We start from the raw sequence: 26,337 nt of genomic DNA, 5'->3' as shown, positions 1-26,337 counted from the left end.
TCCCTGCCCCACCTGGCATTGATAAATCATTTATCCCAAACTACTGAAACAAATTTTCCAATTACATCTGAATCCTTGACTTCTATATTAAGTGTCCTGCAGTTTTCCTCATGTTCTTTTCTCAATTCCTCTGGAGCGTTTTTATAGGCATATGTTTCTAACGTTACTATTGCGCTTCTTTTTACTACTGTACTTCTGTCTGTATAATTATTATTGTTTTGATTTGATTTTTTTTCAGTTGCCGTATTAGTATTATTTTCTAGAGATGTTGCTGATATTTTATTGATATTTAATGCAAATAGAGAGCTTCCTATAACAGCTAATGATATGGCAACAGCTGCCATTCCCTTTTTCTTTGACTTTAAACTTAGCATATTTTCTATTCTCCTTTTCGTTATATTTACTTTTTTATTGGTTAATTGTGATGACATTATGGAAAGTTTAAGTGTGTTTCTATACCTGGCGGATTTTACTAAAAGTAATGCATATTCTTTAATATCCTCCGTTTTAGAACCGCTGATAACTGCTTCATCACAGGATAATTCACATTGTTCATTAAAAAATTTTCTGAATATATATATTAATGGATTAAACCAATGTAATGCTATTGATAATATCATCAGAAGCTTTATAATATTATCTTTTCTTTTAAAATGAACCAGCTCATGTCTGAATATCCATTTTAATTCGTTAGTTGAAAATTGTTGTTCAGGTACAATTATTGTAGAATTTAGTATTCCTATTATAGCCGGTGAAGAAATTCCTTTTACTATTTTTACTTTTATATCTTTAGTTATATTTAAATTTATTTTTTCATTATTTAAAATTTCTTCTATTCTTGTATCTTTCACAGAATTAATATTATTTCTAATTTTTAAGTAAAATTTTCCCTGGAAACAAGCATAATATAGCAAAACTCCTGTCAATCCTATAATCCAGATCAACATTGTAATATAGGTGTAGTCAATTGTATTTATATTGTTTAGATGAGTTTCGGTGAGACTATATATAACTCTATGATAAGCAGCGTAACTTTTATTTGTTAAATCACTTATATTTATATTAAGTTTAATGCTGACTACTAAAAGCATTCTTACAATAACCATAGTAGCTAAAAAATAGTTGAATTCATGACTATACTTAGCTAAAAATTTATCTTTTGTAATAATTATTCCAAATATTAATATTCCCACTAATAAACTTGTTCTTAAAACTTCTAAAAAAATATGGCTCATACCAATTACCTATTCTTTATCCATCTTTCAAGCTCATCTAAATCTTCATCGGTAATTTCATCACTTTCCTCAAGTGTGGATAGTATACTTTTTAATGACTTTCCATGAAGATAATTAAAAAAATCTTTAGTCTCAAATTTTAAGTAATCATTTTCTTCTACTATTGATGTATAATAAGATTGTTTACCTATTCGTTCTGTAACAAGAAATTCTTTTTTTACAAGCCTTGATAAAGTTTTAGATGTAGTACTGAGTTTCCAACCTAAGACTTCTTCCATATATTTGGCCACATCCTTTGTAGATGCTGTATCATTTCTACTCCAGATAAATTTCATTATTTCAAGTTCTGTTCTGGGAAGCTTTTTCATTTCGTAATCAACCTTTCTTTTATTTTTTATCTTAAATAAAGTATATACGACAATTGTCGCAGTGTCAATATTTTCATGAAATTGTGATGTGATTACTAATCCATATGTTCTTATTTAGTTTTTTAATATTTGTAAATAAAGTCTATGGCCATTGATATCCGGTGGATATAATTATGGTATAAGAATAGGGGAAGATGGGGAAGCATATGAAATATATTTTATGGAGCTTAGAAAGACTGGCAGATTAAGGAGGAGTTTATATAATGAGGCTATGGCACCAATCACTAATACCACAGCTGCCACGCCAACAATTACTGGGGCAACATAGAGAATGTTGTGCATTAAGAGGGAATAGTTGGGGAAAGAAACATAGAATTGTGGATTATGTATTTACACATGAACCAGAATACTTAGTAGCTTATCATCTTAAGGTTATGGAAGAAATGAAACTAAGATGTTATAACGTATCATCAGAATGGAGCGATTGTAATTACAGAGGCAAACAATGTAATAAAGCTAATTTAGATTTGTTTAAGGTGAATAGGATTAAGAATCTCAGTCCAATTTATCCAGAGCATGACGATAGATACTTAAAAGAATGTTTAAAGAATTTAGAGGGTAAAGGCATTTTAATATCAAGTATTATAAGAAAATAAGAGATATAGAGTTACGTTATATTCAATACCAATATAATACTAAATATTTTAAGGTCTTAAGCAAAGTTTTATAAAGACCTTAAAATATTAATTAGAATAATATGTTTTATAAATTACTTAGCTTAAGGTTTTTCTTTGCCTTCATAAAACAAATAATTGATAAAATTAATGTTAGTATAAAAATCAGTTTGTAAAATCTCCATGGATTAGGTTTACCACCAAGCTGTATTACATTCCGCGGACTAAATTGTCCTAGAATAGGCGGAATTGTCATCTTAAATGTCATTGAAAATGACAACATTGACAAAATAAAGATTAAAGCAGATACAAACAACATCTTATTTTTGTAGATAAATTTCAAATTGGACACCTCCTGATAATATTGCTCTATATATTTTATGCCATTAGAAATTATGGATATGAATATGAATTGATATTGAAATTTAAATAAAACAAGAGAATAATTTGCTCCAGAAGTTGAACAACTTTAGCAGATAACATCAAATTACATCTGTTTTCAAGAAATATCTGAGGAGTAAACTTCGTTTTGTTTTGGAAATGAAAAGGAGCCTCATGGTTACATTAAGGCTCTTTTCTTACGGATTTATATTTTGATTTGTTTCTGTCTTCTGGATTTATATACTCAAAATCTCCATTTGAATTTTTCTTTATACCTAACTTCTCGTACTGTTTATTTTTTACTTTACGTTTATTAACCATCATTATCACACCTCTACATTAGTATTTGTATTAACTTGTCAATCTATGCTCTATTTTTATGGATTATTCACAGCTTATCCCCATTATTACAATATTCCATGTGTTGATGTATCATTGAGAATACGGTTTCATTTATAATGAATACAATCACATTTTTAAAATTTAGAACATATTATAATTTCGTAAGACTATGAAAGAAAGGAACAATATGTATAATATTTATAGAAAGTATCCATGCCATTATTGCATTAATGCACAAATGCATAACTCAGGCAGTATGTATAACGCCTATCCGTGTTCCTACTTCGCTAATACAATGTATGATCATGATTCTTGGGAGCAGTTTAATGATTCGTATATTCCTTTTGATGACGGAATCGAGCATGGTTCAAGGTCTGATTCTTCACAATTAATAAAAGGTAATGACTCAATTGAATTGAAGGACTATGGACCACAACCTTTTGTAGTTGATATTAATAAAGCTGCTAAGCAAAATAATACTTTTCGTACTGCCTTATGGACAGGAAACCATCTGCAAGTTACCTTGATGAGCATCAATGTGGGTGATGATATTGGTTTAGAAGTTCATCCAAATGTCGATCAGTTTATACGTGTTGAAGAAGGCCAAGGACTTGTTAAAATGGGAAGTAGTAAATATAAGTTGAGTTTTCAAAAGAAAGTATATGATGATTTTGCCATAATGATACCTGCAGGTACATGGCACAATGTTATCAATATAGGTAATAAACCACTTAAAGTGTATTCTATTTATGCACCACCTCAGCATCCGCGCAATACAGTTCATGTGACTAAAGCAGATGCAGAAGCTGCTGAAAAGAATCATCACTAATTGAGATTACAACTTAAGATGTGAAGTAATAACTAAAAAAGAGAAGAATTATTTTTAACACCGTATTATCAAAAGGATTTTATGGTGTTTTTTAATTTATGGGACAAATAGATTAGTTATGAAACAAGATATTCCATGATATGATAGATTTTTTAATGTTATAATCATAACTAAAGTAACCTTTTAAATATGGAAACAAAAGGATAGGATGTGTAAATGGTGGGTATAAATCCAAATCAGTGTATTTTACAGATGAAGGTATAAAGAAAGCTGAAGAGTTACTGTATAGCTACTTCAAGAACTTCAAATCAGCTGACAATTAGTAATTATTCGAGAGTGAGGAATAGAAGATGAACATAAATAATTTTCAGAAGCATACAAATAAAACAATTTTGGATAGAGGGTATGACTACTATAATGAAGGGAATATAATTGAAATCTGTAATCAAGGAGATAATGAATATATTTTTCAAATTCGAGGAAGTGAAGACTATGAGGTTGTAATAAAGATAGATGATGAGGGAGAAATAGTGTATTCCCAGTGTGATTGTTCTTATGATTTGGGGCCTGTATGCAAACATCAAGTAGCAGCTTATTTTCAACTATTTGAAATTTTTAATAGTGAGTATAACAGCACAAATATGAAAAAAAAGTAGTAAAGCAGACAGAGATTAAAGGAGTTTTAGACAATCTTTCTAAAGAAGAACTAATTGGAATTATAATAGATATAACCCGAAAGGATACAACCTTAAAAAATAGCCTCATAGCTAGATACTCGAAAGGTAATGATAAACAGGAACTTGAAAAATGCAAAAATCTTATAGATTCTATTGTAACAAAATATACGGGAAGAGAAGGTTTTATTAGATACAGAGAAACCCGTGATTTTGTTAGTGATATGGAAGAGCTATTAGAAAAAGTAAGAAATACACAGAATATACTGTTAGCCTTGGATATTGCTTTTTTACTGCTTGATGAAGCTATTGGAGCCTTCCAATATGCAGATGATTCTAATGGAGAAATAGGTTCTTTGGTAACAGAAACTATAGGATTGGTAGAAGAAATTGCAGTTGGAATAGATGCTTCAGATGTAAATCTAAGAGAAAGAGTATTTAATAAGTTACTTGGGCAAAGTGACAGCAAGGTTTTTGATGAATGGGACGAATATAGAATTGACATGCTGAGACTATGTGTAAAATTTGCTGATGTAGAAGAATTTAGGGAAAAATTAAGAATGAAAATAGAATATTTAGTGGATAAAAATTCTGATAATAATTATAATAAGTACAGTAATGAAAGTATGCTCCGAATATTATTTGATATAGTATGTGAAATAATTGAGAAATATAAAAAGATAGCTGGAAAGAAGAAGCAAGAGTGTATGATAAATGAGTTAAGTGCTTTATATAGGAAAAGACCAGCGTTTTTAGATGAACTTAGTAAAGTTAGATAAATATATTTATGGCAAAGTGAACGAAAAGGTATTTAGTTAAACGCACGTTAATACAAAAGATAGGTTATGGATTATCTTTAAGGAGGGGTATATTATGGCAAGAGCAGCAGCTAAAACAGGAGCAGACCCAACAGTGATGGTAGCTATTGAGCAATATTTTCCAAAGAAGGAACGCATTATCGAAGATGGGCTGGCATATGGTATACTGCCGTTTGGAAGAAGCTTTGTATGGTTGGCACGGTTTAATTCGGTTAGAAATTGGATGGTTCGAGCCGCAGAGAAAAGCTTTCCTGGCTTATGGGGATGTATGATGTGCAGAAAAAGATATATAGATGAGAAACTAATGGAATCGGTTAATAATATTAACGCGGTAGTAAATCTGGGTACTGGATTTGACACTCGGGCGTATCGGTTACCGGAGCTTTCAAAAATACCTGTTTGGGAGCTAGACCAACTGAAGAACATCAAACCCAAGCAAATCCGACTTATCAAGGTATTTGGAGCAATTCCCTCCCATGTGAAGCTTGCTCCAATAGACTTCGATACCGAAGATATATGTACCATATTGAAATTACATGGGTATTCAACAGATGAACGGACATTTTTTATATGGGAGGCTGTTACACAGTATCTGACAGAAGAAGGCATTAGAGCTACCTTTGATTTTCTAGCTAAAGCTTCAAGTGGTAGTCGTCTTGCTTTCACATATGTTCGTAAAGACTTTATTGAAGGACGAGCCAGGTATGGATGGGATAAGATTTACGAAGATTATGTAACCAAAAATATTTGGATTTTCGGTATGGAGCCGGGAGCATGGCCGAGCTTTCTAAAAGAGTATGGCTGGCGGATAATTGAGGACATAGGTTATGATGAAATGGCTGAGAAATATGTTAAACCTACTGGGCGGATACTTATTTCAACGCCGGTAGAGCGAATGGTCTATGCGGAGAAGTTATAAGATTCTACCAAGATTGTACAGATTTTTATCCCAATGCAGCAATTAGCTAATACTCTATAAGTTTATAGAAGATAGCAATATTGTTTTATATTTTGACAAGTAATATTGATATACTTTATAAAAACTCAGGGGGAGGGGATTTATAAATTGGTTTCAAAAGAAAAATTAATGAAAGTACTTGTAAAAGGAAGATATGAATGTTATGTTAAAAAAATTCTTTATATAATCCATATATAAAATCTGTGCTGTATGACTGGGATTTCAAGATGGAAATAGATGATCTGATATTCACGGATTCTTATAGAGGATTTAATCCATATAGTGGTGTAGAGTATGTATATGAAAAGGATAATGATATTCCTATCTGGTCATGTGATTATGTAGGATATATAAAGCAAGATACAAATGTATCTGCTGAAAAAATTTACAGGTTTTTAAAAGAAGCAAGGGGAATGCACTTAAAGAATTGTGGTGGTAACTTATTCTCAAATTATACATATGAAAATGGACTATTCCAGTATGAAACATTTTTTCAGGGTGATATAAACTCATTATTGCAAATAGAAAATTTCTATTATAAAGCCTTATTATCAGCACAACAAATTACAGCAGGCAGGTTAAAATACTCCAATGAATAATAGGCTATTACTGTCTCTATTTTTAATTAAAAGAGGTGATGAACTTTGAATTATTTTATCAGAGAAATTCAGGATAAAGAGTTATCAATTAGCATACGGATTATTAGGCTGTCGTTTCTAACAGTTGCAGAGGAATTTAATTTAACAAAAAAGAACTGCCCAACAAATGGTGCATTTATTGAAACTGAAAGACTTATAAAGGATAAGGCGAGGGGAATAAAGATGTTTGGTTTATTTACAGATAACATTCAAATAGGATTTGTTGCTATTGCAAAGCAGGATGATGATACTTACGAGATGGAAAAGCTATCCGTGTTACCTGAATATCGCCATAATGATTATGGAAAAGCACTAATAACTTATGTTAAAAACTATGTGGAATTTTTAAATGGAAAGATAATTAAAATAGGTATAATTGAAGAAAATAAAATATTGAAGCAGTGGTATCTATCTTGTGGGTTTACAGAAAAAGGAACAAGCAGTTTTTCACATCTACCGTTTACTGTAGGATTTATGGAATTGATATTGTAATATGTATATTGAATTTTAGTTATATGAATAATCGAAACTGGAGGTGCGAAATGAGAAAAAAGTTTTTTTGTAATGTTTTTAGCTGTAATTTGTTTAATTATTATAGGTTTTAAATTTTTTATACCCAAAAATGTACTTTACAGTAGAAATACCACAAAGCCCCAAACTAAAAATACATCTAGTAAAGAAAAGAATGAAACAATTGACGAGAAGTTAAAGAAAATAATAGTATTAGTAAATTCAGACAAAGATAAAGATGGTATAAAAGATCAGGAAGATATAGTTCTTGGAGCAAGAAAGGAAGCAAATAAGAAGGTAAGATATAAAGGAGGCTATTATGTAGGTGGATATCCTCCAGACAATGAAGGAGTATGTACGGACTTAATATGGAGAGCCTTTAAAGATGCAGGATATAATCTAAAGGATATGGTAGATGAGGATATAAGAAATCATCCTGGTGATTATAACAAAATTGAGGGTAAACCAGATCCCAATATAGATTTTAGAAGGGTACCTAATCTTTATGTTTATTTTAAGAAATATGCAGCTAGCATTACTACCGAGTTGAAACCTAACGATATAGAGAATTTGAAGGAATGGCAGCCAGGTGATATCATAACTTTTGATCACAGTGAACACATAGCTATAGTCTCTGATAAAAGGAGAGCAGATGGTATTCCATATATAATACATAATTCACCACCTTATGCTAGAGAAGGTGATGAGATTATGTACTGGATGCCCAAAATAACAGGTCATTTTAGATTTCCTAAATACTAGCAAGTTCAGGCAGCTCGATCCAAAATGGAAGAACGTAAAAAAGCTAGCATTTCGTAATATAATATTTTCATTTTCCACTTATAATTAACAAAATATATTCAAAGGGTTCTTTTAACCTTTTTTAAAATAAGCATTATAACATGTTTTTTGTTCAAACTATTAAATTTGCTTGTTATTAATAATCTTTGATTTGAAATAGACAAAATGATATATTATAAATGTGAAGCCAAGGAAAGGAAGTTATTAATAGTGAATATAGGATATGTTAGAGTTAGTGCCGTTGAACAAAATGAAGCAAAGCAGATCGAAGCATTAAAAAAATATAATATGGATAAAGTATTTACTGAAAAGGTTAGTGTTAAAAGTGCAGATAGACCAGAATTAAAAGTAATGATGAAGTTTGCAAGGGAAGGAGATACAATATATATTTATAGTTTGGATAGGTTAGCAAGGTCAACAAAGGACTTATTAGACATAGTAGAAGAATTACAATCAAAAGGAATACATTTAGTAAGCCATAAGGAGAATATGGACACAGCAACTGATACTGGAAGGTTAATGATTACAATGATAGGTGCTATTGTAGAATTTGAACGTATTAATTTGCTTGAGGGACAAAAAGAAGGTATGGCAAAATAGTGAAAAAATGTTATTTTATAAGGCTTTGTATCTACCAAAGTTTTGTTTGTACAAAACTTTGGTAGATATAATCTTGGACCATTCTTGTTTTCTTGGATACACTTTCTTGAACATAATTATAATAAGTGAACTTTTAAAATAAAAGAAGTTTGATTTGAAAAGTAAGGAGGAGAGGTATATGATTCATTTATCCAAGAAAGTCGTCAGTTATGTATTTATTATATTAGGGGCTTTAGGTATTTTAGATTTTTTATTTTTAATGTTTCTAAGGGCGGCAATGAATTTTGGAATAATATTCCCATGTATTGTGGCGATTCCGTTACTTATTGTGGGTATCCAGCTCCGAAGAGATAAATTTATTTTTTTTCGAATACGAAATACTGTCTATAAGCGGATACTTGCAATAACATTTATTCTGGTTCTAGCATCATTTATATTAGTTGAAATATTGATACTGTCAGCAATTAGAACAGATTTTAATGTGCGGGTAGATTATGTTATTATACTTGGTGCTGGCTTGAAAGGTGACCAAATGACGTTAACATTTAGAAATCGCATGGATAAGGGTATTGAATTTCTGCGGGAAAATCCAGAAGTAAGAGTTATTGTTTCAGGTGGTAAAGGGTTTGGCGAAACTATACCTGAAGCAGAAGCGATGAGCAAATATCTTATTAAAAACGGTATTGATGCAAGTAGAATAATCAGAGAAGAAAAGTCTACAAGTACTATGGAGAATTTTAAGTTTTCAAGAGAATTGATACAACAGGGAGAGAATGAGAAAAATAAAATAATGATTGTTACTAGTGATTTTCATATGTTTAGGGCTAAGATGATAGGAAGACGTAATGGATTTATTACATATGGTTTGCCTTCAAGAACATGGTGGGGGATATTACCCAATTCTTGCATTAGGGAATATTTTGCTGTAATTAAATCGTTTTTTGTAGATAGATAAGGAAAATACACGCTGCTCTTCTTGTGAAGTCTTTCCATGACGGTTTATTTCTGTTCTGCGGACGGAGAAGGGACAGAATGAAAGCATTATATTTTAATTATTCCAATGCTACTGTGAAATGTTATAAGGTATGTATTTTATTCACTACAAGATTACTATTTGAGTAAGTTCTGCAATTACCATAAGGTTACGGAACAATTGCAAAGAAGCATGCGGTTAATAGACACGGATTACGCAGATGGACAAATATTACGAGATCAACTTTTACGATTTAGAAGAGTTCTTTAGAAAATTTTCCATTATATAAAAAAATAAACGAAGAAAAATTACTTGCCTTTATACGCTTTATGAATGTCAAAAGACCTGCTGGATTAAAAACGGTCATCTCATCATTAAAGAATAAGGATCCTAAAGAAATTGTAAGTGGTCTTAAAAAAGCTTATATTCTGGGTATAGTTTAGTGTCGCCTTTTTTAGGCTCAATTATTAAAAAATACTATAATATATTTTTCAATACCCCCCTTATTATTACACCGTGTGTCTTGTATAAAGTCTATTAATTACACCTCGTTTTCTTTATAATATAGGTAAATATGTTTCGTCTTTATATATTATAATCCTACTTGTTAAATAATTCAGTAGGTGGTAGAAAGCAGTTTGTAATATTATGAATCCTTTTTCAATATTTCCGGCTGTATTAAAGTTTTTTGTTTCCCTTAGTTTATTTAATACCTTTATAGGTACTATGTAGATAATTTCACTCTTGCCAGTAATTTACGTTGACGTCAATGTAAATAGAATGGTATTCTATTATATAATTAATGACTTTGGAGGGCTTTTATGGATTGGTTAAAAATAGATCAAGTTTCAAAAGAAAGTGGTTTGACTAAACGAACGATTAGATATTATGAGCAAATTGGTATTTTACCATCGCCTATGCGTAGTGAAGGAGGGATTAGGTGCTATACTCAGGAACATATTGACTTATTAATAAAGATTAAGAATGCTAAAGAGGCTTTAGGATTTTCCCTTCAAGAGCTGCAATATTTCATATCACTTGGCAATGCAATAGAAGCCAATAAAGTAGATTACAAACGGTCATTTGAACCAGCTAAGCAAAAAGAAAAATTGATTGAGATTATAAATAACATAGATCAAAAACTTATACTTATTGAAAAGAAGATTGATAAGATCCAAGATGTACGTAGGGAGTTACTGGATTTAAAAAAACGAGCTGAAGCAGTTGTTGAAAAAATGAATATGGAGCACTTTGAAGAGTGAGAAAGCATTAGTCACTCATTGAAAGTAGATAATTTAATGCTGGAAAAATAAAGATTCCAGTGATAATAGGAGGGGTATTATAAATGAGTATTGATAAGGCATTCTACCATAATGTCATGAGGAATATGTTTGCTGACCCATGTGAAGTAAAGTATTGGGATGGAGAAGTAAAAAAATATGGTGATGGAGAAACTTGTTTCAAGATTTATTTCAATGACACCATTGCAAAATCAGAGATTATAAGTGATCCGTCTCTTGCATTTGGCGAAGGTTATATGCATAACAAAATTGACATTGATGGAAGTGTACAAGAAGTCATTGAATCTATCTATAATAATCGCAGCAGCTTTCTCCATGAGAAAAAACCTTATGTTAAATTGGCAAAAATACTATCCAATACTATTCGTAGAAGCCAAGATGATGTTCAGTTCCATTATGATATAGGTAATGATTTCTATGGTTTATGGCTGGATGATACCATGACTTATTCTTGTGGATATTTTAAATCGCCGGAAGATAGCTTGTTTCAGGCTCAAAAGAACAAGGTGGATCATATTTTACGTAAACTCAATTTGCACCCTGGTCAAACGCTGCTGGACATCGGCTGCGGCTGGGGAGAACTTATTCTTACAGCCGCTAAAACCTACAAGGTTAAAGCACTGGGAATTACACTTAGCAAAGAGCAATATTCCAGGGCTTTAGAGAGAATTAAAGAAGAGGAATTACAGAACCTGGTAGAGGTTCTGCTCATTGATTTTAGAGAATTAAAGAACAGAACTTTTGACAGAGTAGTGAGTGTGGGAATGATTGAACACGTAGGTAAAGAAAATCTTCCAGGGTACTTTTCTGCTGTTAAATCACTTCTGAATGAGGGTGGGGTTTCTCTTTTACATTGTATTACTGGTTATGATGGAGCGGGGACAAATACTTGGATTAATAAGTACATATTTCCAGGTGGATACATACCTGCAGTTCAAGAGCTTGTTTCTATGATGGTTGCGGATAAGTTTTATCTTATAGATTTTGAGAGTTTGCGTAAACATTATACTAAAACGTTAGAACATTGGGCCCGAAATTTTGAGGAGGCTCTTCCAGATATCAGGAAAATAAAAGATGAAACTTTTATTCGTATGTGGCGGCTTTATTTAAATTCCTGTGCAGCGTCGTTTCATTGTGGCAACATTGATGTTCATCAGTTCTTATTTACTAAAGGTGTAAATAATGATTGGCCGTTAACTCGTAATTATATATATGAGTGAGAATAAATTAAATACTTGAATCCCAAATCTTAATAAAATCACATAAGATATATTGAATACGAATGGAGCAAATATAGAAAAGGAGGAATTCTATGTGTGCTGTAGTAAAAAAAATAATATCTAGAGAAGAATTAATTACAAAAAAAGTAATATGCAAAAATGCTACATTACCAAATGAAGAATATGTACTCATAAAGGGTGTAGTTTATAGTCCACAGAGAATACCACTGCCGCATGCAGCTATTGATATAGTTCAAATTAATAGTAATGTAACACCACAAGTGAGAAAAAACATAGGAGTAACTTTTACACTAGAGGATGGTTCCTATGGTGTGCCGCTTTTATGGAAAAAAGGTTATGCCTATGAGTTAACTGCATATTCTCCAGCATAAGACATAGTGTTTATTATACTAGAAAGTTGAACAGAGAATGTAACTACATTTTAAAACTGTAACTAATTTTACAGATTATAATACTATATAAGTATAGTAACTAATACTCAAAAATGTAGATAAAAGGGGAGAATGCTATGGCTAATTATAGACCAAAAGCAGTTACTGTTGCAGCATCTCTTGCAGATTCAGGAACAGCGTATAATAAGGATATTAGCACAAGTACTTGGGGTATGTTCTTATTGAGAGGAACAGCTTTAAGTCCTACTGGGGCTGCTATGCAAAGTGGTGCTGTTGAAGTTTGGGAAAGTACAGCTCCAACAACTGGAGCAGCGCAACACACTACTTTTACAGATGCAACTGGTAGGTATGGTGTAACTTGTAAGGCTAATGTTGCACTAGTAATTAAGTTCTTTGGAGTTTAATAATTAGATTTTTGATAACATCATAAAATTGTATAATATAATTTAAAATATAGAGCTATTTCAAAATAATTTTAAACTTTATTTTGGAATAGCTTTTCTATATATGGGGTATGAGTAACAAACAATACAGTTTTTAATATTATAAAATTAAAGAAAAAATATTCTCAAGAGATAATATAGGGAGATAATATGCAAAAGATTGAAACGTTGGATGGTTATCATGTTTATAATGTAAAAAAAGAAAAAAAATATTATTATTTAGCAGATAAGAATGATTATAAAAAAGACATTAATGATTTATTAAAAACTGTAAATGATATTAAATTTGATTCGTTAATCATTATTTTTGGCATTGATACAGGTGAATATTTAGATGATTTATATAATGTCTTATGTAAAAAAAATAGAATATTAATTTTTGAACCCAATAAGGAGATTTTTAATGAAAAGCAGAATACCATAGGTAATGATAATGTAAGATTGGTTTTTTATGATAAGAATTCTGTAAAACTCAAATTGTATAGCGTAATAAATATTACAAACTTCAATAATTTATATGTTCATGCCTTTGGAAATTATTCACGTGTATATAGAGAAGAATATGAAATATTTATGGAAAACTTGGAGTGTGTTTATTATACAGCATGTTCTTCTATAAGTATTGCAAACAGATTTAGGGAAGTATTTATTAAAAATTTAATAGCCAATCTAAAATCATTAAAAAGTGCAACGCCACTTAATTCATATGAAAATATAAATAGAGGAATCCCGGCAATAATAGTATCCGCAGGTCCTTCTTTAGATAAAAATTTAGCAGAAATGATGGAGTATAAAGATGAATTAGATAAATACTTTATAATAGCAGGAAATAGAACATTAGGGGCAATGCTTAAAAATGGGATAAGGCCAGATATGGTTGTGTCAATAGATCCTGTAAATGATAATTATGATATGATGGAAGATTATTTAGATGAAGATATACCACTGGTATTTTATGAATATAGTAATAGATATTTAATAAGAGACTATAAGGGCGAAAAGATATATTTATCAACATTGTTATCAAAGACAATACCCAAGCTATGTGGGCTTAAGGGAGTGTATTTAGGAGGTTCGGTAGCTCATACCTGTGTAGATATTGCAAATATTATGGGATGCTCCCCTTTAATATTAGTAGGACAAGATTTTGCTTTCACCTATGGTAAGCATCATTCGGATTTAGCTATTTTTGATAGTGATAAAAAAAATAACTATAATACTGACTTAACTGTAAAGGATATATTTGGTGACAAAATAAAAACCAATGTAACGCTTAATCAATTTAGAGCAAAGATAGAAGAGTATATAAAATTCCATAGTGAAGTGAATAATATAGAATTTATCAATGCATCTTATGGAGCAGAAATTAAAGGTGCACCTCACAAGGAATTATGTGATGTATTTAAAATATATGATGTTCATAATAGAAAAAAAAGCTGTATTATAGATAAATCCATTGAAATCCATGCAGAAAATATGGCTTATGATATATTGAACTATGTAGAAAAATGTATAGATGGAGCTAATAAGGGAGAAGAGTTATGTAAAGATTTATTATCTAATGAATCTGATAAATCTTTAATGGATATGGATGAAGATGATGAAGAACTTAAAAAGTTTCTGTATATTATGGCAATAGTAAATAACTTTGAGTCATCCCCAGGAAGACTTTATTTAGGTGGATATTTTAATAAATTTTTATTTGATATAAAAGAAGAAACTTTTAATATGTATGCTAAAGATTATGATTCTTTGACTTCAAGCTTAAGATATCAAAGTAAATGCTTTTTAGTCTATTTTGAGAAAATGAACGATTTCCTTAAAGAAATTAAGTCTTTAATATTAGAAACACTGTCAGAGTTTTATTAAGATATTTCTGGATAGTTAACTTATATAATATATATTAATGGAGGAAATATAATGGAAAAAGTAATAAATGGTAAAGTCTACAAACAAGTAAAAATAAGTAAGATGGTGATTAATGGTAAGGAAAAAGAAGGCTCAATAATATCGTCAGAAGATACTACTTCAGGTAATGATACAACAGTGACTATATTTACAGAAGATATGGATGAAAAGAATAATGAACAATAGTGGAGATACTATAGAGTTATGTGGAAAGACATCCGTGCTAATAAATACTAGCAATTTAAATCACTGCAGGAAATATAATTTAAATATAATTTTAAAGTGTTATAAAAGAGTTATTATTAAAGGTACTGTATATAATCCCAATAAGCTACCAAGTATTGGTGCTGCAATAGAAATAATTCAAGTTAATTTTGGGAGTGATATTAGAAAAATAATAGGTTATTCATATACTGATAATAAAGGAGAATATTTATTTTCCCTGGAAGTTTTACCTGATATATTTTATGAAATGAATATATATTCTCCTTTAAATATGTAATAAGTAGTGAATGGAAGGGTTAAATTTTGAAATCATATGCAGAAATCATTATAACGCCACAGGAACTACGTTTATATAAAATATTAAATAAAAGAATTGTCATAGAAAAAAGCGAGAATATATTAATAGAAGGAAAAGTCTTAGATTCAAAATGTAATCCAGTAGAGGGAGCAGTTATTGGTATTAAAAGTATAAATTACAAATATAGGCCTCCTAAAACAGTAGAAATTGGATATGCAACTACAAATGATTACGGGGAATATGCAATAAATATTGAAAAAATCCATGATGTTAACTATGAATTGTGTATATATGAACCAATAATTAAACCGTGTTCAGAGGAAACAACAAGTTAAATGGAAGGAATGCTGAAATGAAAAGTTGTAATAAGGTATTAGTAAAAGGAAGAGTATGTTATAGAAATGGAAATCCAGCTAAAGATGCAATAGTGATATTGGAAGCATTCCTTCCACATACAGATTACAAAAAGTTTTGTGGATATACACTTACCAACTATAATGGAGAGTTTTGTTGTTTAATTTATGATAAAAGATATTATTATAAATTAAAGGTTTTTAATAATGAATGTAGTGCTTTAAGTGATGTGAATTGCAGCATACACTTAGATTGATATATGAAGTAATAACATAGGAGGCAATTAATGAATAAGGTTCTGGTAACAGGAGCAGATGGATTTATAGGCAGCCACCTGGTAGAAAAACTTTTAAATTCAGGATATAGTGTTAAGGCTTTTGTATATTATAATTCATTCAATTCATGGGGATGGTTAGATACATTGTCAAAACATATGCTAAAGGAAATAGAAATATTTAGTGGTGATATAAGAGATCCAAATGGAGTAAGAGAAGCTATGAAAAATATAGAGGAGGTTTATCACCTTGCAGCACTAATAGCAATTCCCTTTAGTTATCACTCACCGGATTCTTATGTAGATACCAACATAAAAGGTACATTAAATGTGCTTCAAGCATCTAAAGAATTAAACACAAAGAGAGTTATTATAACCTCTACTTCAGAGGTTTATGGCAGTGCTAAATTTGTGCCAATAACCGAAGAACATCCCTACCAGGCACAATCACCATATTCAGCTACTAAGATAGCAGCAGATAAATTAGCAGAATCTTTCTATAGGAGCTTTTCTTTACCTATAACAATAGTAAGACCTTTTAATACTTATGGTCCAAGACAATCAGCAAGAGCTATAATACCCACAATAATAACTCAATTATTATCACAAAAAGAAGAAATAAAATTAGGTTCATTAAGTCCAACAAGAGATTTTAATTATGTAAAAGATACTGTAAATGGCTTTATTGCAATTGCTAAAAGTAATAAAACAGTAGGAGAAGTAATAAATATAGCCTCTCAAAAAGAAATATCTATAAAAGATCTTACAGCAGAACTTATAAAACAGTTAAATTCAAAAGTTAAAATTGTATGTGAGACAGAAAGAATTAGACCTGAAAAAAGTGAGGTAAATAGATTATTAGGATCAAATGAAAAGATTAAAAGGTTAACAGCATGGGCTCCAAAATTCACCTTTGAAGAAGGCATAAAAGAAACCGTTGAGTGGTTTAAGGTAGAGAAAAATTTAGAAAAATATAAAACAGATATATATAATATTTAATTAGATTAGATAAGTTTTTTATCATATTGTTAAATTAAGCAATAATTGGGAGGAAAGTTTATGGAAAAAATAATATTAATTGGCGCAGGGGGCCACTGTAGAAGTATTATTGATTCTATAAATGGGTTAAACAATTTTCAGATTGTAGGAATTGTTGATAAAAAATATAAGAAGGATAGTGAATTAAATATAGATAAAGTGTGGTGCGATGAAGACCTTAATTGGCTGTATGAATCTGGCATAAAAAATGCATTTATTGGAATTGGCTCCATTGGATATCCTAAAATTAGAATGAAAGTTTATAATTTATTAAAAAGTATAGGATATAATTTTCCCACCATAATTGATAAAACAGCTATAGTATCCTGTAGCGCAAAGGTTGAAGAAGGTGTATTCATAGGAAAAGGAGCAATTGTTAATGCTAATGCCTTAATAAAAAAGCAGTGCATTATAAATTCAGGAAGCATAGTGGAACATGATTGTAAAATAAATGAATTTGTTCATTTAGCGCCTGGAGCAGCATTAAGTGGGGGAGTTTCAATTGGGCAAGGGACACATGTGGGAACTAATGCTACAATTATCCAAAATGTTAACGTGGGGAACAATGTACTTATAGGGGCGGGTTCTGTTATTGTTGAAAATGTTAAAGATGGAATTAAGATTTATGGTAATCCAGGTCGGGAGGTGGAATGTTATGAGTAATATTTTTATAATTGCCGAAGCTGGAGTTAACCATAATGGAGATTTAAATACAGCAAAAAAAATGGTTGATAAAGCAGTAATTGCAGGAGTGGATGCAATAAAATTTCAGACCTTTAAAGCATCTACTCTAGTAACGAGAGATGCAAAACAAGCTAACTATCAAATTAATAATTTAGGTGAAGAAATTTCGCAATTACAAATGTTGGAGAAGTTAGAGTTAAGTTATAGAGAATATATAGAATTAAAGAATTATTGTGACATGAAAAAAATAATGTTTTTATCATCACCATTTGATTTAGAAAGCATTGATTTTTTAAATAGTATAGGAATGACAATTTTTAAAATACCTTCTAGCGAAATAGATAATGTTCCATACCTGATAAAGATAGCAAAGTTGAAAAAGAAAGTTATATTATCAACTGGTATGAGTAATTTATCAGATATAGAATTTTCACTAAATATCTTAAAAGAAAATGGCACAAAAGATATTGTTGTACTTCACTGTAATACTGATTACCCAACTAAAATGGAAGAAGTGAATCTGCTTGCTATGAAAACTATAGAAAATGCATTTAAAGTGCCAATTGGATATTCAGATCATACCCAGGGAATAGAGGTAGCTATAGCAGCTGCAGCCTTAGGTGCCAAAGTTATAGAAAAACATTTTACATTAAATAAAAACATGAATGGTCCAGATCATAAGGCTAGTTTAGAACCTTTTGAACTTAATAACATGGTTAAGGCACTGAGAAATATAGAAAGAGCCCTTGGAGATGGAATAAAAGTTCAAACCCCTTCGGAAAAAATAAATAGAGCGGTGGCAAGGAAAAGTTTGGTGGCTAAAGTTTTCATAAAATCTAAAGAAGCATTTACTGAAGAAAATGTATGCGTAAAAAGGCCTGGGACAGGTATATCACCCAGGAATTGGAATTATGTTATTGGGAAAAAAGCAAAAAAGGATTTTAAAAAAGATGAGCTTATAGATTTATAAGGTAGGGGAATTTAGTGGAATTTAAATTTATAGATAAAAATGAGTATTTGAGAAGAATATCAGAATTTCAAAGGTTGTTTAGGAGTTGTTTCAATAGAGAAATGCCTGAAGGATTCTTAACATGGAGATATATAGATAATCCCATGGAAGATATACTGGTTAACGCTGCACTTGAAAACAATAAGATAATAGCAAATTATTCTGTATCACCCTGTAAAATTTTTATTAATGGAAATATAGAAAAGGCTGCATTATCTATGACTACAATGACCCATCCAAATTTTAAAGGAAGAGGATTATTCCCTAAATTAGCCAATAGATTATATGAAAGAATGGATGAAAGTGGTTACAAAGCAGTAATTGGATTTCCTAATAATAATTCTCATTTCATCTTTGTGAATAAATTGAATTGGAGAAACATATATGAAATTCCCACTATGAAATTAAATTTATTTAAAATAGGTAATTTAAACAATTATAAAAATTTTAACATTATTAATGATAAAAAATTTTTATTAGATTATTCTAGGCTTATTAATAACAATAATAATAATAAAATAAAAATATATAAGGATTTAGATTATTTAAAATGGAGATTTAGAGATAATCCAATTAATAAATATGATAATTATGTAGTAGTTCAAGGACAAACTGTAGTTTCATCAATAATTACTAAGAAGTTTAATAATTATGAAGTTGATATAGTAGAAATCAATTCATTAGATGATTGTTATACAAAAGAAATATTAGAATGGGTTATTAAAAAAGGGAAAGATAATAATTTTAAATATATCAATATGTGGTGTCAGTTGAATGATAATGTACATGAAATGGCTGAAAGAATTGGATTTGTTAATTGTGAACCCATTTCTTATTTTGGAGTTAAAGATTTTAAAGAGGGATCCACTGATTTAAGTATTTATAATAATTGGAATATACAGATGGGAGATTCGGATGTGTATTAAGAAAATTTTAGCCTTTACTGGAATTAGGTCAGATTACGATCTGATGAGTCTTTTATATAAAAAATTAAATGAAGCAAATGATTTTGAAATTAAGCTTATAGTATCAGGTGCACATTTATCAGAAACTTATGGATATACATTAAATAATATAATAGAAGATGGAATACCCATAATGGCACAAATTGAAAATCTTATTGATTCTAATTCTAGGACTTCTAGAATTAAATCGCTATCCATATTACTGCAGGATTGTATTCATACAGTGGCAGCATATAAGCCAGATGTCATTTTATATGCTGGAGATAGAGAAGAAGTGGTTGTTGGAGGATTAATAGGCACATATCTTAGAATTCCAACCATACATTTTTTTAGCGGAGATCATGCTCTGGATGGGAATATTGATAATCCAGTGAGACATGCAACATCCAAATTATCATCTCTTCATTTTGTCAGTAACGAAGAATCAAAGCAAAGATTAATAAAGATTGGAGAAAATAAAAATAGAATATTTAATGTTGGAAGTCCAGCTTTAGATAAATTTATTTCCACTGAATATATAAGCAAAAAAGAAATTGTTCATGCTTTAGGTAAGCCCCATTGGAACAATTACGCAGTTATGATGTTTTACCCCCTGGCAGGTGAAGAAGATAGAGCAGGTCAATATTTTGAAGAAATTTTAGTTGCCTTGGAAAAAAAGTCCATAAATGCATTTGTCAGTTATCCAAATGTGGATAGCGGAAACAAGAAGATTATAGAAGTAATAAAAAAATACTATAATAACGAAAATTTTAAATTCTATAAAAATATCTCTAGAACTTTATTTATAAATTTATTAAGGAATAGCATGTTTATGATTGGAAATTCTAGTGCCGGGTTATATGAGGCACCAACATTAAAATTAGGTGCAGTTAATGTTGGAAATAGACAAAAAGGAAGATTATGTGCAGAAAATGTGGTTTTTGTTCATCAAGGAGTGAGTAATATAGTAAAAGGAATAGAAACAGTTTTAACTAAAGAATTTAAACTTTTATTGGATAAAGTACAGTCACCCTATGGCAGCGGAAATTCAGTTGAGAAGATTATAAGCTTAATGAGAAGCTTAGATTTAAAATCTTATGTAGTTAAATGGGAGGATCCATTGTTTGGAGGTTGATAATGAGTAATATATTGATTATAGCACCACATGCAGATGATGAAACCTTTGGTTGTGGGGGAGCTATATTAAAGTATGTAAAAGGGGGTCACAGGGTTTATTGGGTTATAGTAACTTCAATGACAGAGGAGTTAGGATTTTCTAAGGAAAGAATAAATAGCAGAGAATTAGAAATCGAAAAAGCAGCTAATGAATATAAATTTGCAAAGGTATTTAGATTAGGATTTTCTACTACAGAATTAGACAAAGTACCTTTTAAGGATTTAGTGGATAAAATATCTAAATGTATTATTGAAACAAAATGTGAAGTTTTGTACATCCCTAATTATGGAGATATACATAGCGATCATAGAATTGTTTCGGAGGCTGCAATGTCTTGTACTAAGTGGTTTAGGTATAATACAGTTAAAAAGGTATATGTTTATGAAACATTATCGGAAACTGAATTTGGAATAAATAATTCTATAGATAGTTTTAAACCTAATGTATTCATAAATATAGAAGGGTTTTTAGATAAAAAGCTGAAGATTATGAACATATTTAAAAGCGAAATAGGAAGAGCACCTTTTCCAAGATCTGCGGATGTAGTAAAAGGGCTTTCGGTATTTAGAGGAGGAGCTTCAGGTTATAAAAATGCTGAGGCATTTATGTTATTAAGAGAGAGAATAGAATAAAAATAGCTTTTAGGTAGTGAACTTTAAGATTATGAGAGGAAGATAATTATGATACCCTTATCTGTACCAAATTTAAAAGGTAATGAAGAAAAATATGTGGTAGATGCTATAGGAAGTGAATGGGTTTCTACATCAGGCAGCTATGTAAGTAGATTTGAAAATGATATAAAAAAATACCTAAATGTAGATAATGCTGCTGCATGTCAAAGTGGCACAGCAGCAATTCATTTAGCATTAAGGTTATCTGGAGTTAGTATAAATAACGAGGTTATAGTGCCAACTGTTACATTTATAGCGGCAGTTAATCCAGTTAAATATTTAGGAGCAGAACCTATATTTATGGATTGTGATACTAGTTTAAATATGGATTGCGGCAAACTTGAAGAATTCTTTGAAAATGAATGCATCATGACTGACAACGGATTAAAAAATAAAAATACTAACAGGTATATTAAAGCATTAATAGTAGTTCATGTGTTTGGAAATATGGCTAATGTTGAAAAAATAAAAGAGTTAACAGACAAATACAAAATAAAATTAATAGAAGATGCTACTGAAGCTTTAGGAACCTATTATACCAGTGGAAAATATAAAGGGAAATTTGCAGGTACCATAGGTGATTTTGGAGCCTATTCATTTAATGGGAATAAAATAATAACAACCGGAGGAGGAGGAATTTTAATTGGAAAATCCTCTGGGGACATAAAAAAGGCTAAGTATTTGTCAACTCAAGCTAAGGATGATGAATTATATTATGTACATCATCATATAGGATACAATTACAGAATGACTAATTTACAAGCAGCACTCGGAGTAGCACAACTTGAAAGATTAGAAGAATTTATTGAAATAAAAATTAAAAATTATAAATTGTATAAGTCAAGGATAAGTAATATAGAAGGATTAACACTTCTGGAGTTTAATAATAATGCAAGAAACAATCATTGGTTTTATTCCTTATATATAGATAATAGCAGCTTGGATAGAGATGAACTGCTAAAATACCTTTTAAAAAATCAAATCCAAACAAGACCTATTTGGAAACTAATACACACCCAAAGACCATATATAAAAAATCAAGCATATAAAATTGAAAAAGCCATTAAATATTACAATAGAGTATTGAATATACCATGCAGTACCAACTTAAAAAGAGAAAGCATAGAATATATCATAAGCATACTAGAAAAAGCTGAATAAATTAGGGAGTGTTCTTATGGATATTCAAAATCTTTTTATAGATAAAAAAATATCAATACGACAGGCAATTGAAAAGTTAAATAAAACTGCAAAAAAGATTCTTATTGTAGTAGAAAATAATAAATTAATAGGTGTAGTTACAGATGGAGATATAAGAAGGTGGATCGTAAAAAGCGGAGATTTATCGTCTTTAGTAGAAAATATAATGAATATACATCCTATATATTTAAATATAAAGAATGGAAATAGAGCAAATGAATTAATGAAAAAGTACCGTATTGAAAGTCTGCCTTTGGTAAATGAATACAATGAAGTGGTAGATATGATATTTTGGGATGATTTATATGATGATAAATTTAATTATAGCAATACCAAGGATATATCAGTTGTTATAATGGCTGGGGGAAAAGGTACAAGGCTCCATCCATATACAAAGATTATTCCAAAGGCACTTATCCCCATTGGAGATATACCTATAATAGAGAGGGTAATAAACAAATTTTTGGAGTTTAAATTTAAAAATTTTTATATTACTGTTAATTATAAAAAGGAAATAATAAAAGCATATTTTAATCAAAAATTATCATATAAAATATTATTTTTAGAAGAAAAAAAACCTCTTGGTACTGCGGGGGGATTGAGTTTATTAAGTGACAATATAGTTGATACCTTTTTTGTAAGTAATTGTGATATACTAGTTAACACCAATTATTCTAAAATTTTAGAATATCACAAAAACCATAATAATAAGTTAACAGTAATTACAGTTCTAAAAAACTATGTAATTCCATATGGAGTTTTCAATTTAAATGAAAAAGGAGAGATAGAATCCATTAATGAAAAACCCAATTATGAATTTTTAATTAATACAGGTATGTATGTATTAGAAGCAGATGTATTAAAATATATCCCTAAAGATATATATTTTAATATGACAGATTTAATAAATATTTGTTTATCAAAGGGCGAAAAGGTGGGAATATACCCCGTAACTGATAATGATTGGCTGGATATGGGAGAATTTAGAGAAATGAAAAGTATGATAGAAAAATTAAATGTTTGATTTAAAAGTCACTTATGGATTAAGGAGATAGGCAATGTATATGAATAAAAGTTTTTTAGCTATAATACCTGCAAGAAGCGGATCCAAGGGTATAATTGATAAAAATATAAAAGAAATAAATAACAAACCCTTAATGGTGTATACTATAGATGCATGTATAAAATCTAAAATCTTTGACGGTATAATTGTATCTACTGATTCTGAAAAATATGCAAAAATAGCGGAAAATTATGGAGCCTCAGTTCCATTTTTGAGGCCTGATGAGCTGTCTACAGATACTGCATCAAATCATGATGTCATTTTACATGTATTAAATGAAATAAAAAAAATGGGGAATTCATATGATTATATTGTTCTACTGCAGCCTACATCGCCTCTTAGAAATGGAAAGCATATATTGGAAAGTGTAGACAAGTTATTAAATTATGATGCAAATTCAATAGTAAGTATATGTGAAGTAGATCATCCATCAAATATTAATATAGTTTTAGATTCAAATATGCGTTTAGATTTTCTTTTTGATGACAACAAGAAAATGAGAAGACAAGATATGGAGAAGGAATATAGAATAAACGGAGCTATTTATATATGTAAAACAGATTATTTTTTAAAATATAAGAGCTTTTATAGAGAAAAAAGTTATCCATATATAATGGATAAAATATCATCTATAGACATAGATGATATTTATCAATTTGAATTTGTGAAATTTATTATAAATAATAATTTAATCTCGTATTAAAAAAATACTGGCGTATTAAAAAATGCCAGTATTTTTTATGAGAAGAAAAGCAGTTCTCATAGACAAACTCTCCGTGAGCCTAAGAATTACTTGATAAAATAAGTTGATTCGGCTCTGGCTCCTGGGTTCTGACTTATACACCTTAACTTTTGGTGCTGTGACCGCTGGCTTCTGGCTCGTAAAATCAACTTATTAAATGTAGTTTATCATTAATGTTTAATAATATAAACATCTTATATGTTATCAAAAAGTAAAGAATTGTAAAAAAATTAGAAACCATAGCCCTAGCCAAATAATCAGCTAGTTCTCTTTGTGGAGATAACTTGGTTCCTGGAAGTAATAAGCCGTCTGTCATACAATTATACGATTGTATGACAGGTGCGGCAAGAAAGAGATATAAATTAATTAACGAGGAATCAGATTTTGTTGCAACTTGACTTTTTTTACATGTAATGGATGGATATGTAATTGTATTAACAATAAATTAACTGTATAATAAATTAATTGAAAACAAAATTTAACATATGTACTTTAAACTTAAAGGGGTATTATAAATATATATGTGAACTAAAGTTAAAGTGAGATTAAATAAACAAAGACGATAATTATGGAGTTATAAACGTTATGAATAATGGCAATATAAAGATAATTTATACTATATTTGTTTTTGTGGCACTGGCGGCTTTTGATAATATTATTATAGGGTTGTTTCCACCACTTTTTTCCTCTATAGCAGCAGATTTGAAGGTACCCTTATCTGCCTTGGGCATTGTTTCGGCTATTAATATATTAGTAACTTCCATTTCATCAATTTACTGGGGCTATCTGTCTGGTAAATTTAATCGGAAGAAACTTGTCATCACAGGAACTATTTTTTGGTCGGTATCAGTATTTTTAACATCCCACAGCAGTACTTATGTTCAGCTTCTTATTTTTCAGATATTTACTGGCATAGGATTGGGGTGCATAGCGTCAATTGGATTCAGTGTGTTAACTGATTATATTCCATATAAATTTAGAGGAATGCTTCTAAGCCTTTGGGGAATGTCACAAGGCTTTGGCGGAATAGCAGGATCACTAATGGCTTCACTTATTGCTGCCGCCACAGATTGGAGAAGACCCTTTGAAATTGTCAGTATAGTAGGGCTTTTATTAATTGTTTTATATTTTTTTATAAAAGAACCTGAATTAGGGGAATCAGAACCTGAATTAAAAGAGCTTATTAAAAAAGGGTATGAATATAATTACAACATTGAATTTAATCATTTATATGAAATAGCCTCCAAGAGCAGTAATGTTTTACTGTTTTTTCAGGGATTTTTTATGAATATTACAACTGGAAGTTTAATATGGCTTCCAACATTATATATTTCTAAAATCCAACATGAACATTACAGTATAAAAACAGCAACTATTGCTGCAGGATATATCTTTGCCTTGTTTCAAATAGGTGGTTTGACTTCGGGATTTTTTGGATACCTTGGAGATGTATTTCAAAGAAAAAATTATAAAGGAAGAGCTATTATAACTTCATTATTTGTTTTTATTACAATACCTTTTTATTTAGCAATGTTTATATTACCAATGAATAACTTATTATTGCCAAATGAC

Annotated in this window: 33 protein-coding genes; 29 read left to right on the top strand and 4 right to left on the bottom strand. The window is 30.0% G+C overall.

Annotated elements, in window-relative coordinates; genetic code table 11:
• Positions 1-26: 26 nt before the first annotated feature.
• Both ACJDU8_RS19475 and ACJDU8_RS19470 read right to left on the bottom strand, forming a co-directional pair.
• The gene (locus ACJDU8_RS19475) at positions 27-1,235 is read right to left on the bottom strand and encodes a M56 family metallopeptidase (protein ID WP_406793836.1); all 1,209 of its coding nucleotides are present in this window, start codon (positions 1,233-1,235) and stop codon (positions 27-29) included.
• A 5-nt stretch (positions 1,236-1,240) separates the two neighbouring features.
• Positions 1,241-1,603: a BlaI/MecI/CopY family transcriptional regulator gene (locus tag ACJDU8_RS19470; RefSeq protein WP_406793835.1), complete on the bottom strand. Its 363-nt coding sequence runs from the start codon at positions 1,601-1,603 to the stop codon at positions 1,241-1,243.
• Positions 1,604-1,866: 263 nt separating this feature from the next.
• Here ACJDU8_RS19470 and ACJDU8_RS19465 point away from each other — a divergent pair, with 263 nt between their 5' ends.
• A complete protein-coding gene (locus ACJDU8_RS19465; RefSeq protein WP_406793834.1) occupies positions 1,867-2,259 on the top strand; it encodes a TIGR02328 family protein in 393 nt (130 codons plus the stop codon).
• A 106-nt stretch (positions 2,260-2,365) separates the two neighbouring features.
• On the opposite strand, the gene ACJDU8_RS19460 is transcribed toward ACJDU8_RS19465, so the two are convergent.
• Together ACJDU8_RS19460 and ACJDU8_RS19455 are read right to left on the bottom strand one after the other, a co-directional pair.
• Positions 2,366-2,620 (bottom strand): hypothetical protein, encoded by a 255-nt coding sequence (locus tag ACJDU8_RS19460; protein WP_406793833.1) that lies wholly within the window; start codon positions 2,618-2,620, stop codon positions 2,366-2,368.
• 221 nt (positions 2,621-2,841) lie between these two features.
• Complete coding sequence (locus ACJDU8_RS19455; RefSeq protein WP_406793832.1) at positions 2,842-2,979, bottom strand: hypothetical protein; 138 nt, start codon at positions 2,977-2,979, stop codon at positions 2,842-2,844.
• A 208-nt stretch (positions 2,980-3,187) separates the two neighbouring features.
• Here ACJDU8_RS19455 and ACJDU8_RS19450 point away from each other — a divergent pair, with 208 nt between their 5' ends.
• The 28 genes from ACJDU8_RS19450 to ACJDU8_RS19310 all read left to right on the top strand — a co-directional run.
• Entirely contained in the window at positions 3,188-3,829 is a 642-nt protein-coding gene (locus ACJDU8_RS19450) for a cupin domain-containing protein (RefSeq protein WP_406793831.1), read from the top strand.
• A gap of 350 nt (positions 3,830-4,179) precedes the next feature.
• Positions 4,180-4,485: an SWIM zinc finger family protein gene (locus ACJDU8_RS19440; RefSeq protein WP_406793830.1), complete on the top strand. Its 306-nt coding sequence runs from the start codon at positions 4,180-4,182 to the stop codon at positions 4,483-4,485.
• A gap of 242 nt (positions 4,486-4,727) precedes the next feature.
• Positions 4,728-5,282: a hypothetical protein gene (locus ACJDU8_RS19435; protein ID WP_406793829.1), complete on the top strand. Its 555-nt coding sequence runs from the start codon at positions 4,728-4,730 to the stop codon at positions 5,280-5,282.
• Positions 5,283-5,376: 94 nt separating this feature from the next.
• Positions 5,377-6,240: an SAM-dependent methyltransferase gene (locus ACJDU8_RS19430; protein WP_406793828.1), complete on the top strand. Its 864-nt coding sequence runs from the start codon at positions 5,377-5,379 to the stop codon at positions 6,238-6,240.
• Between the two features lie 266 nt (positions 6,241-6,506).
• On the top strand, positions 6,507-6,878 hold the full coding sequence (locus tag ACJDU8_RS19425; protein ID WP_406793827.1) for a DUF5680 domain-containing protein: 372 nt from the start codon (positions 6,507-6,509) through the stop codon (positions 6,876-6,878).
• A gap of 45 nt (positions 6,879-6,923) precedes the next feature.
• Positions 6,924-7,409: a GNAT family N-acetyltransferase gene (locus ACJDU8_RS19420; protein WP_406793826.1), complete on the top strand. Its 486-nt coding sequence runs from the start codon at positions 6,924-6,926 to the stop codon at positions 7,407-7,409.
• Between the two features lie 72 nt (positions 7,410-7,481).
• Complete coding sequence (locus ACJDU8_RS19415) at positions 7,482-8,189, top strand: DUF1287 domain-containing protein (protein ID WP_406793825.1); 708 nt, start codon at positions 7,482-7,484, stop codon at positions 8,187-8,189.
• Between the two features lie 249 nt (positions 8,190-8,438).
• Positions 8,439-8,828, top strand: a complete 390-nt coding sequence (locus tag ACJDU8_RS19410; RefSeq protein ID WP_406793824.1) for a recombinase family protein — start codon at positions 8,439-8,441, stop codon at positions 8,826-8,828.
• A gap of 178 nt (positions 8,829-9,006) precedes the next feature.
• Positions 9,007-9,783, top strand: a complete 777-nt coding sequence (locus ACJDU8_RS19405) for a YdcF family protein (protein WP_406793823.1) — start codon at positions 9,007-9,009, stop codon at positions 9,781-9,783.
• Positions 9,784-10,622: 839 nt separating this feature from the next.
• Complete coding sequence (locus ACJDU8_RS19400; RefSeq protein ID WP_406793822.1) at positions 10,623-11,063, top strand: MerR family transcriptional regulator; 441 nt, start codon at positions 10,623-10,625, stop codon at positions 11,061-11,063.
• 83 nt (positions 11,064-11,146) lie between these two features.
• The gene (locus tag ACJDU8_RS19395) at positions 11,147-12,322 is read left to right on the top strand and encodes a class I SAM-dependent methyltransferase (protein WP_406793821.1); all 1,176 of its coding nucleotides are present in this window, start codon (positions 11,147-11,149) and stop codon (positions 12,320-12,322) included.
• A gap of 92 nt (positions 12,323-12,414) precedes the next feature.
• Positions 12,415-12,714, top strand: coding sequence for a hypothetical protein (locus ACJDU8_RS19390; protein WP_406793820.1), 300 nt, complete (start codon positions 12,415-12,417; stop codon positions 12,712-12,714).
• Between the two features lie 137 nt (positions 12,715-12,851).
• Positions 12,852-13,139 carry a hypothetical protein gene (locus tag ACJDU8_RS19385; protein WP_406793819.1) on the top strand — a complete coding sequence of 96 codons (288 nt, stop codon included), beginning with the start codon at positions 12,852-12,854 and terminating at the stop codon, positions 13,137-13,139.
• 189 nt (positions 13,140-13,328) lie between these two features.
• A complete protein-coding gene (locus ACJDU8_RS19380; RefSeq protein ID WP_406793818.1) occupies positions 13,329-15,047 on the top strand; it encodes a motility associated factor glycosyltransferase family protein in 1,719 nt (572 codons plus the stop codon).
• Positions 15,048-15,098: 51 nt separating this feature from the next.
• Positions 15,099-15,272, top strand: coding sequence for a hypothetical protein (locus tag ACJDU8_RS19375; RefSeq protein ID WP_406793817.1), 174 nt, complete (start codon positions 15,099-15,101; stop codon positions 15,270-15,272).
• Complete coding sequence (locus tag ACJDU8_RS19370) at positions 15,262-15,588, top strand: hypothetical protein (RefSeq protein ID WP_406793816.1); 327 nt, start codon at positions 15,262-15,264, stop codon at positions 15,586-15,588. The genes ACJDU8_RS19375 and ACJDU8_RS19370 overlap by 11 nt, the downstream gene beginning before the upstream one ends.
• Positions 15,589-15,614: 26 nt before the next feature.
• Positions 15,615-15,944 carry a hypothetical protein gene (locus ACJDU8_RS19365; RefSeq protein WP_406793815.1) on the top strand — a complete coding sequence of 110 codons (330 nt, stop codon included), beginning with the start codon at positions 15,615-15,617 and terminating at the stop codon, positions 15,942-15,944.
• A gap of 17 nt (positions 15,945-15,961) precedes the next feature.
• Complete coding sequence (locus tag ACJDU8_RS19360) at positions 15,962-16,219, top strand: hypothetical protein (RefSeq protein WP_406793814.1); 258 nt, start codon at positions 15,962-15,964, stop codon at positions 16,217-16,219.
• Between the two features lie 30 nt (positions 16,220-16,249).
• On the top strand, positions 16,250-17,236 hold the full coding sequence (locus ACJDU8_RS19355; protein WP_406793813.1) for an NAD-dependent 4,6-dehydratase LegB: 987 nt from the start codon (positions 16,250-16,252) through the stop codon (positions 17,234-17,236).
• Between the two features lie 60 nt (positions 17,237-17,296).
• Positions 17,297-17,938 carry an acetyltransferase gene (locus ACJDU8_RS19350; RefSeq protein WP_406793812.1) on the top strand — a complete coding sequence of 214 codons (642 nt, stop codon included), beginning with the start codon at positions 17,297-17,299 and terminating at the stop codon, positions 17,936-17,938.
• Positions 17,931-18,929, top strand: coding sequence for an N-acetylneuraminate synthase (gene neuB / locus ACJDU8_RS19345; RefSeq protein WP_406793811.1), 999 nt, complete (start codon positions 17,931-17,933; stop codon positions 18,927-18,929). The genes ACJDU8_RS19350 and neuB overlap by 8 nt, the downstream gene beginning before the upstream one ends.
• 14 nt (positions 18,930-18,943) lie before the next feature.
• A complete protein-coding gene (locus tag ACJDU8_RS19340; protein WP_406793810.1) occupies positions 18,944-19,894 on the top strand; it encodes a GNAT family N-acetyltransferase in 951 nt (316 codons plus the stop codon).
• The gene (neuC, locus tag ACJDU8_RS19335; RefSeq protein ID WP_406793809.1) at positions 19,884-21,047 is read left to right on the top strand and encodes a UDP-N-acetylglucosamine 2-epimerase; all 1,164 of its coding nucleotides are present in this window, start codon (positions 19,884-19,886) and stop codon (positions 21,045-21,047) included. The genes ACJDU8_RS19340 and neuC overlap by 11 nt, the downstream gene beginning before the upstream one ends.
• A gap of 2 nt (positions 21,048-21,049) precedes the next feature.
• Positions 21,050-21,721 (top strand): PIG-L deacetylase family protein, encoded by a 672-nt coding sequence (locus ACJDU8_RS19330; protein ID WP_406793808.1) that lies wholly within the window; start codon positions 21,050-21,052, stop codon positions 21,719-21,721.
• 48 nt (positions 21,722-21,769) lie between these two features.
• A complete protein-coding gene (locus ACJDU8_RS19325) occupies positions 21,770-22,921 on the top strand; it encodes a LegC family aminotransferase (RefSeq protein ID WP_406793807.1) in 1,152 nt (383 codons plus the stop codon).
• A 16-nt stretch (positions 22,922-22,937) separates the two neighbouring features.
• Entirely contained in the window at positions 22,938-23,984 is a 1,047-nt protein-coding gene (locus ACJDU8_RS19320) for a nucleotidyltransferase family protein (RefSeq protein WP_406793806.1), read from the top strand.
• A 40-nt stretch (positions 23,985-24,024) separates the two neighbouring features.
• Complete coding sequence (locus ACJDU8_RS19315; RefSeq protein WP_406793805.1) at positions 24,025-24,726, top strand: acylneuraminate cytidylyltransferase family protein; 702 nt, start codon at positions 24,025-24,027, stop codon at positions 24,724-24,726.
• Between the two features lie 624 nt (positions 24,727-25,350).
• On the top strand, positions 25,351-26,337 hold a 987-nt coding region (locus ACJDU8_RS19310), incomplete at its 3' end, for an MFS transporter (protein WP_406793804.1).

The sequence above is a fragment of the Candidatus Clostridium eludens genome, from assembly GCF_045310515.1.
GTDB lineage: Bacteria > Bacillota > Clostridia > Clostridiales > Clostridiaceae > Clostridium_B > Clostridium_B eludens.
This window is presented reverse-complemented; position numbering and strand designations above follow the sequence as displayed.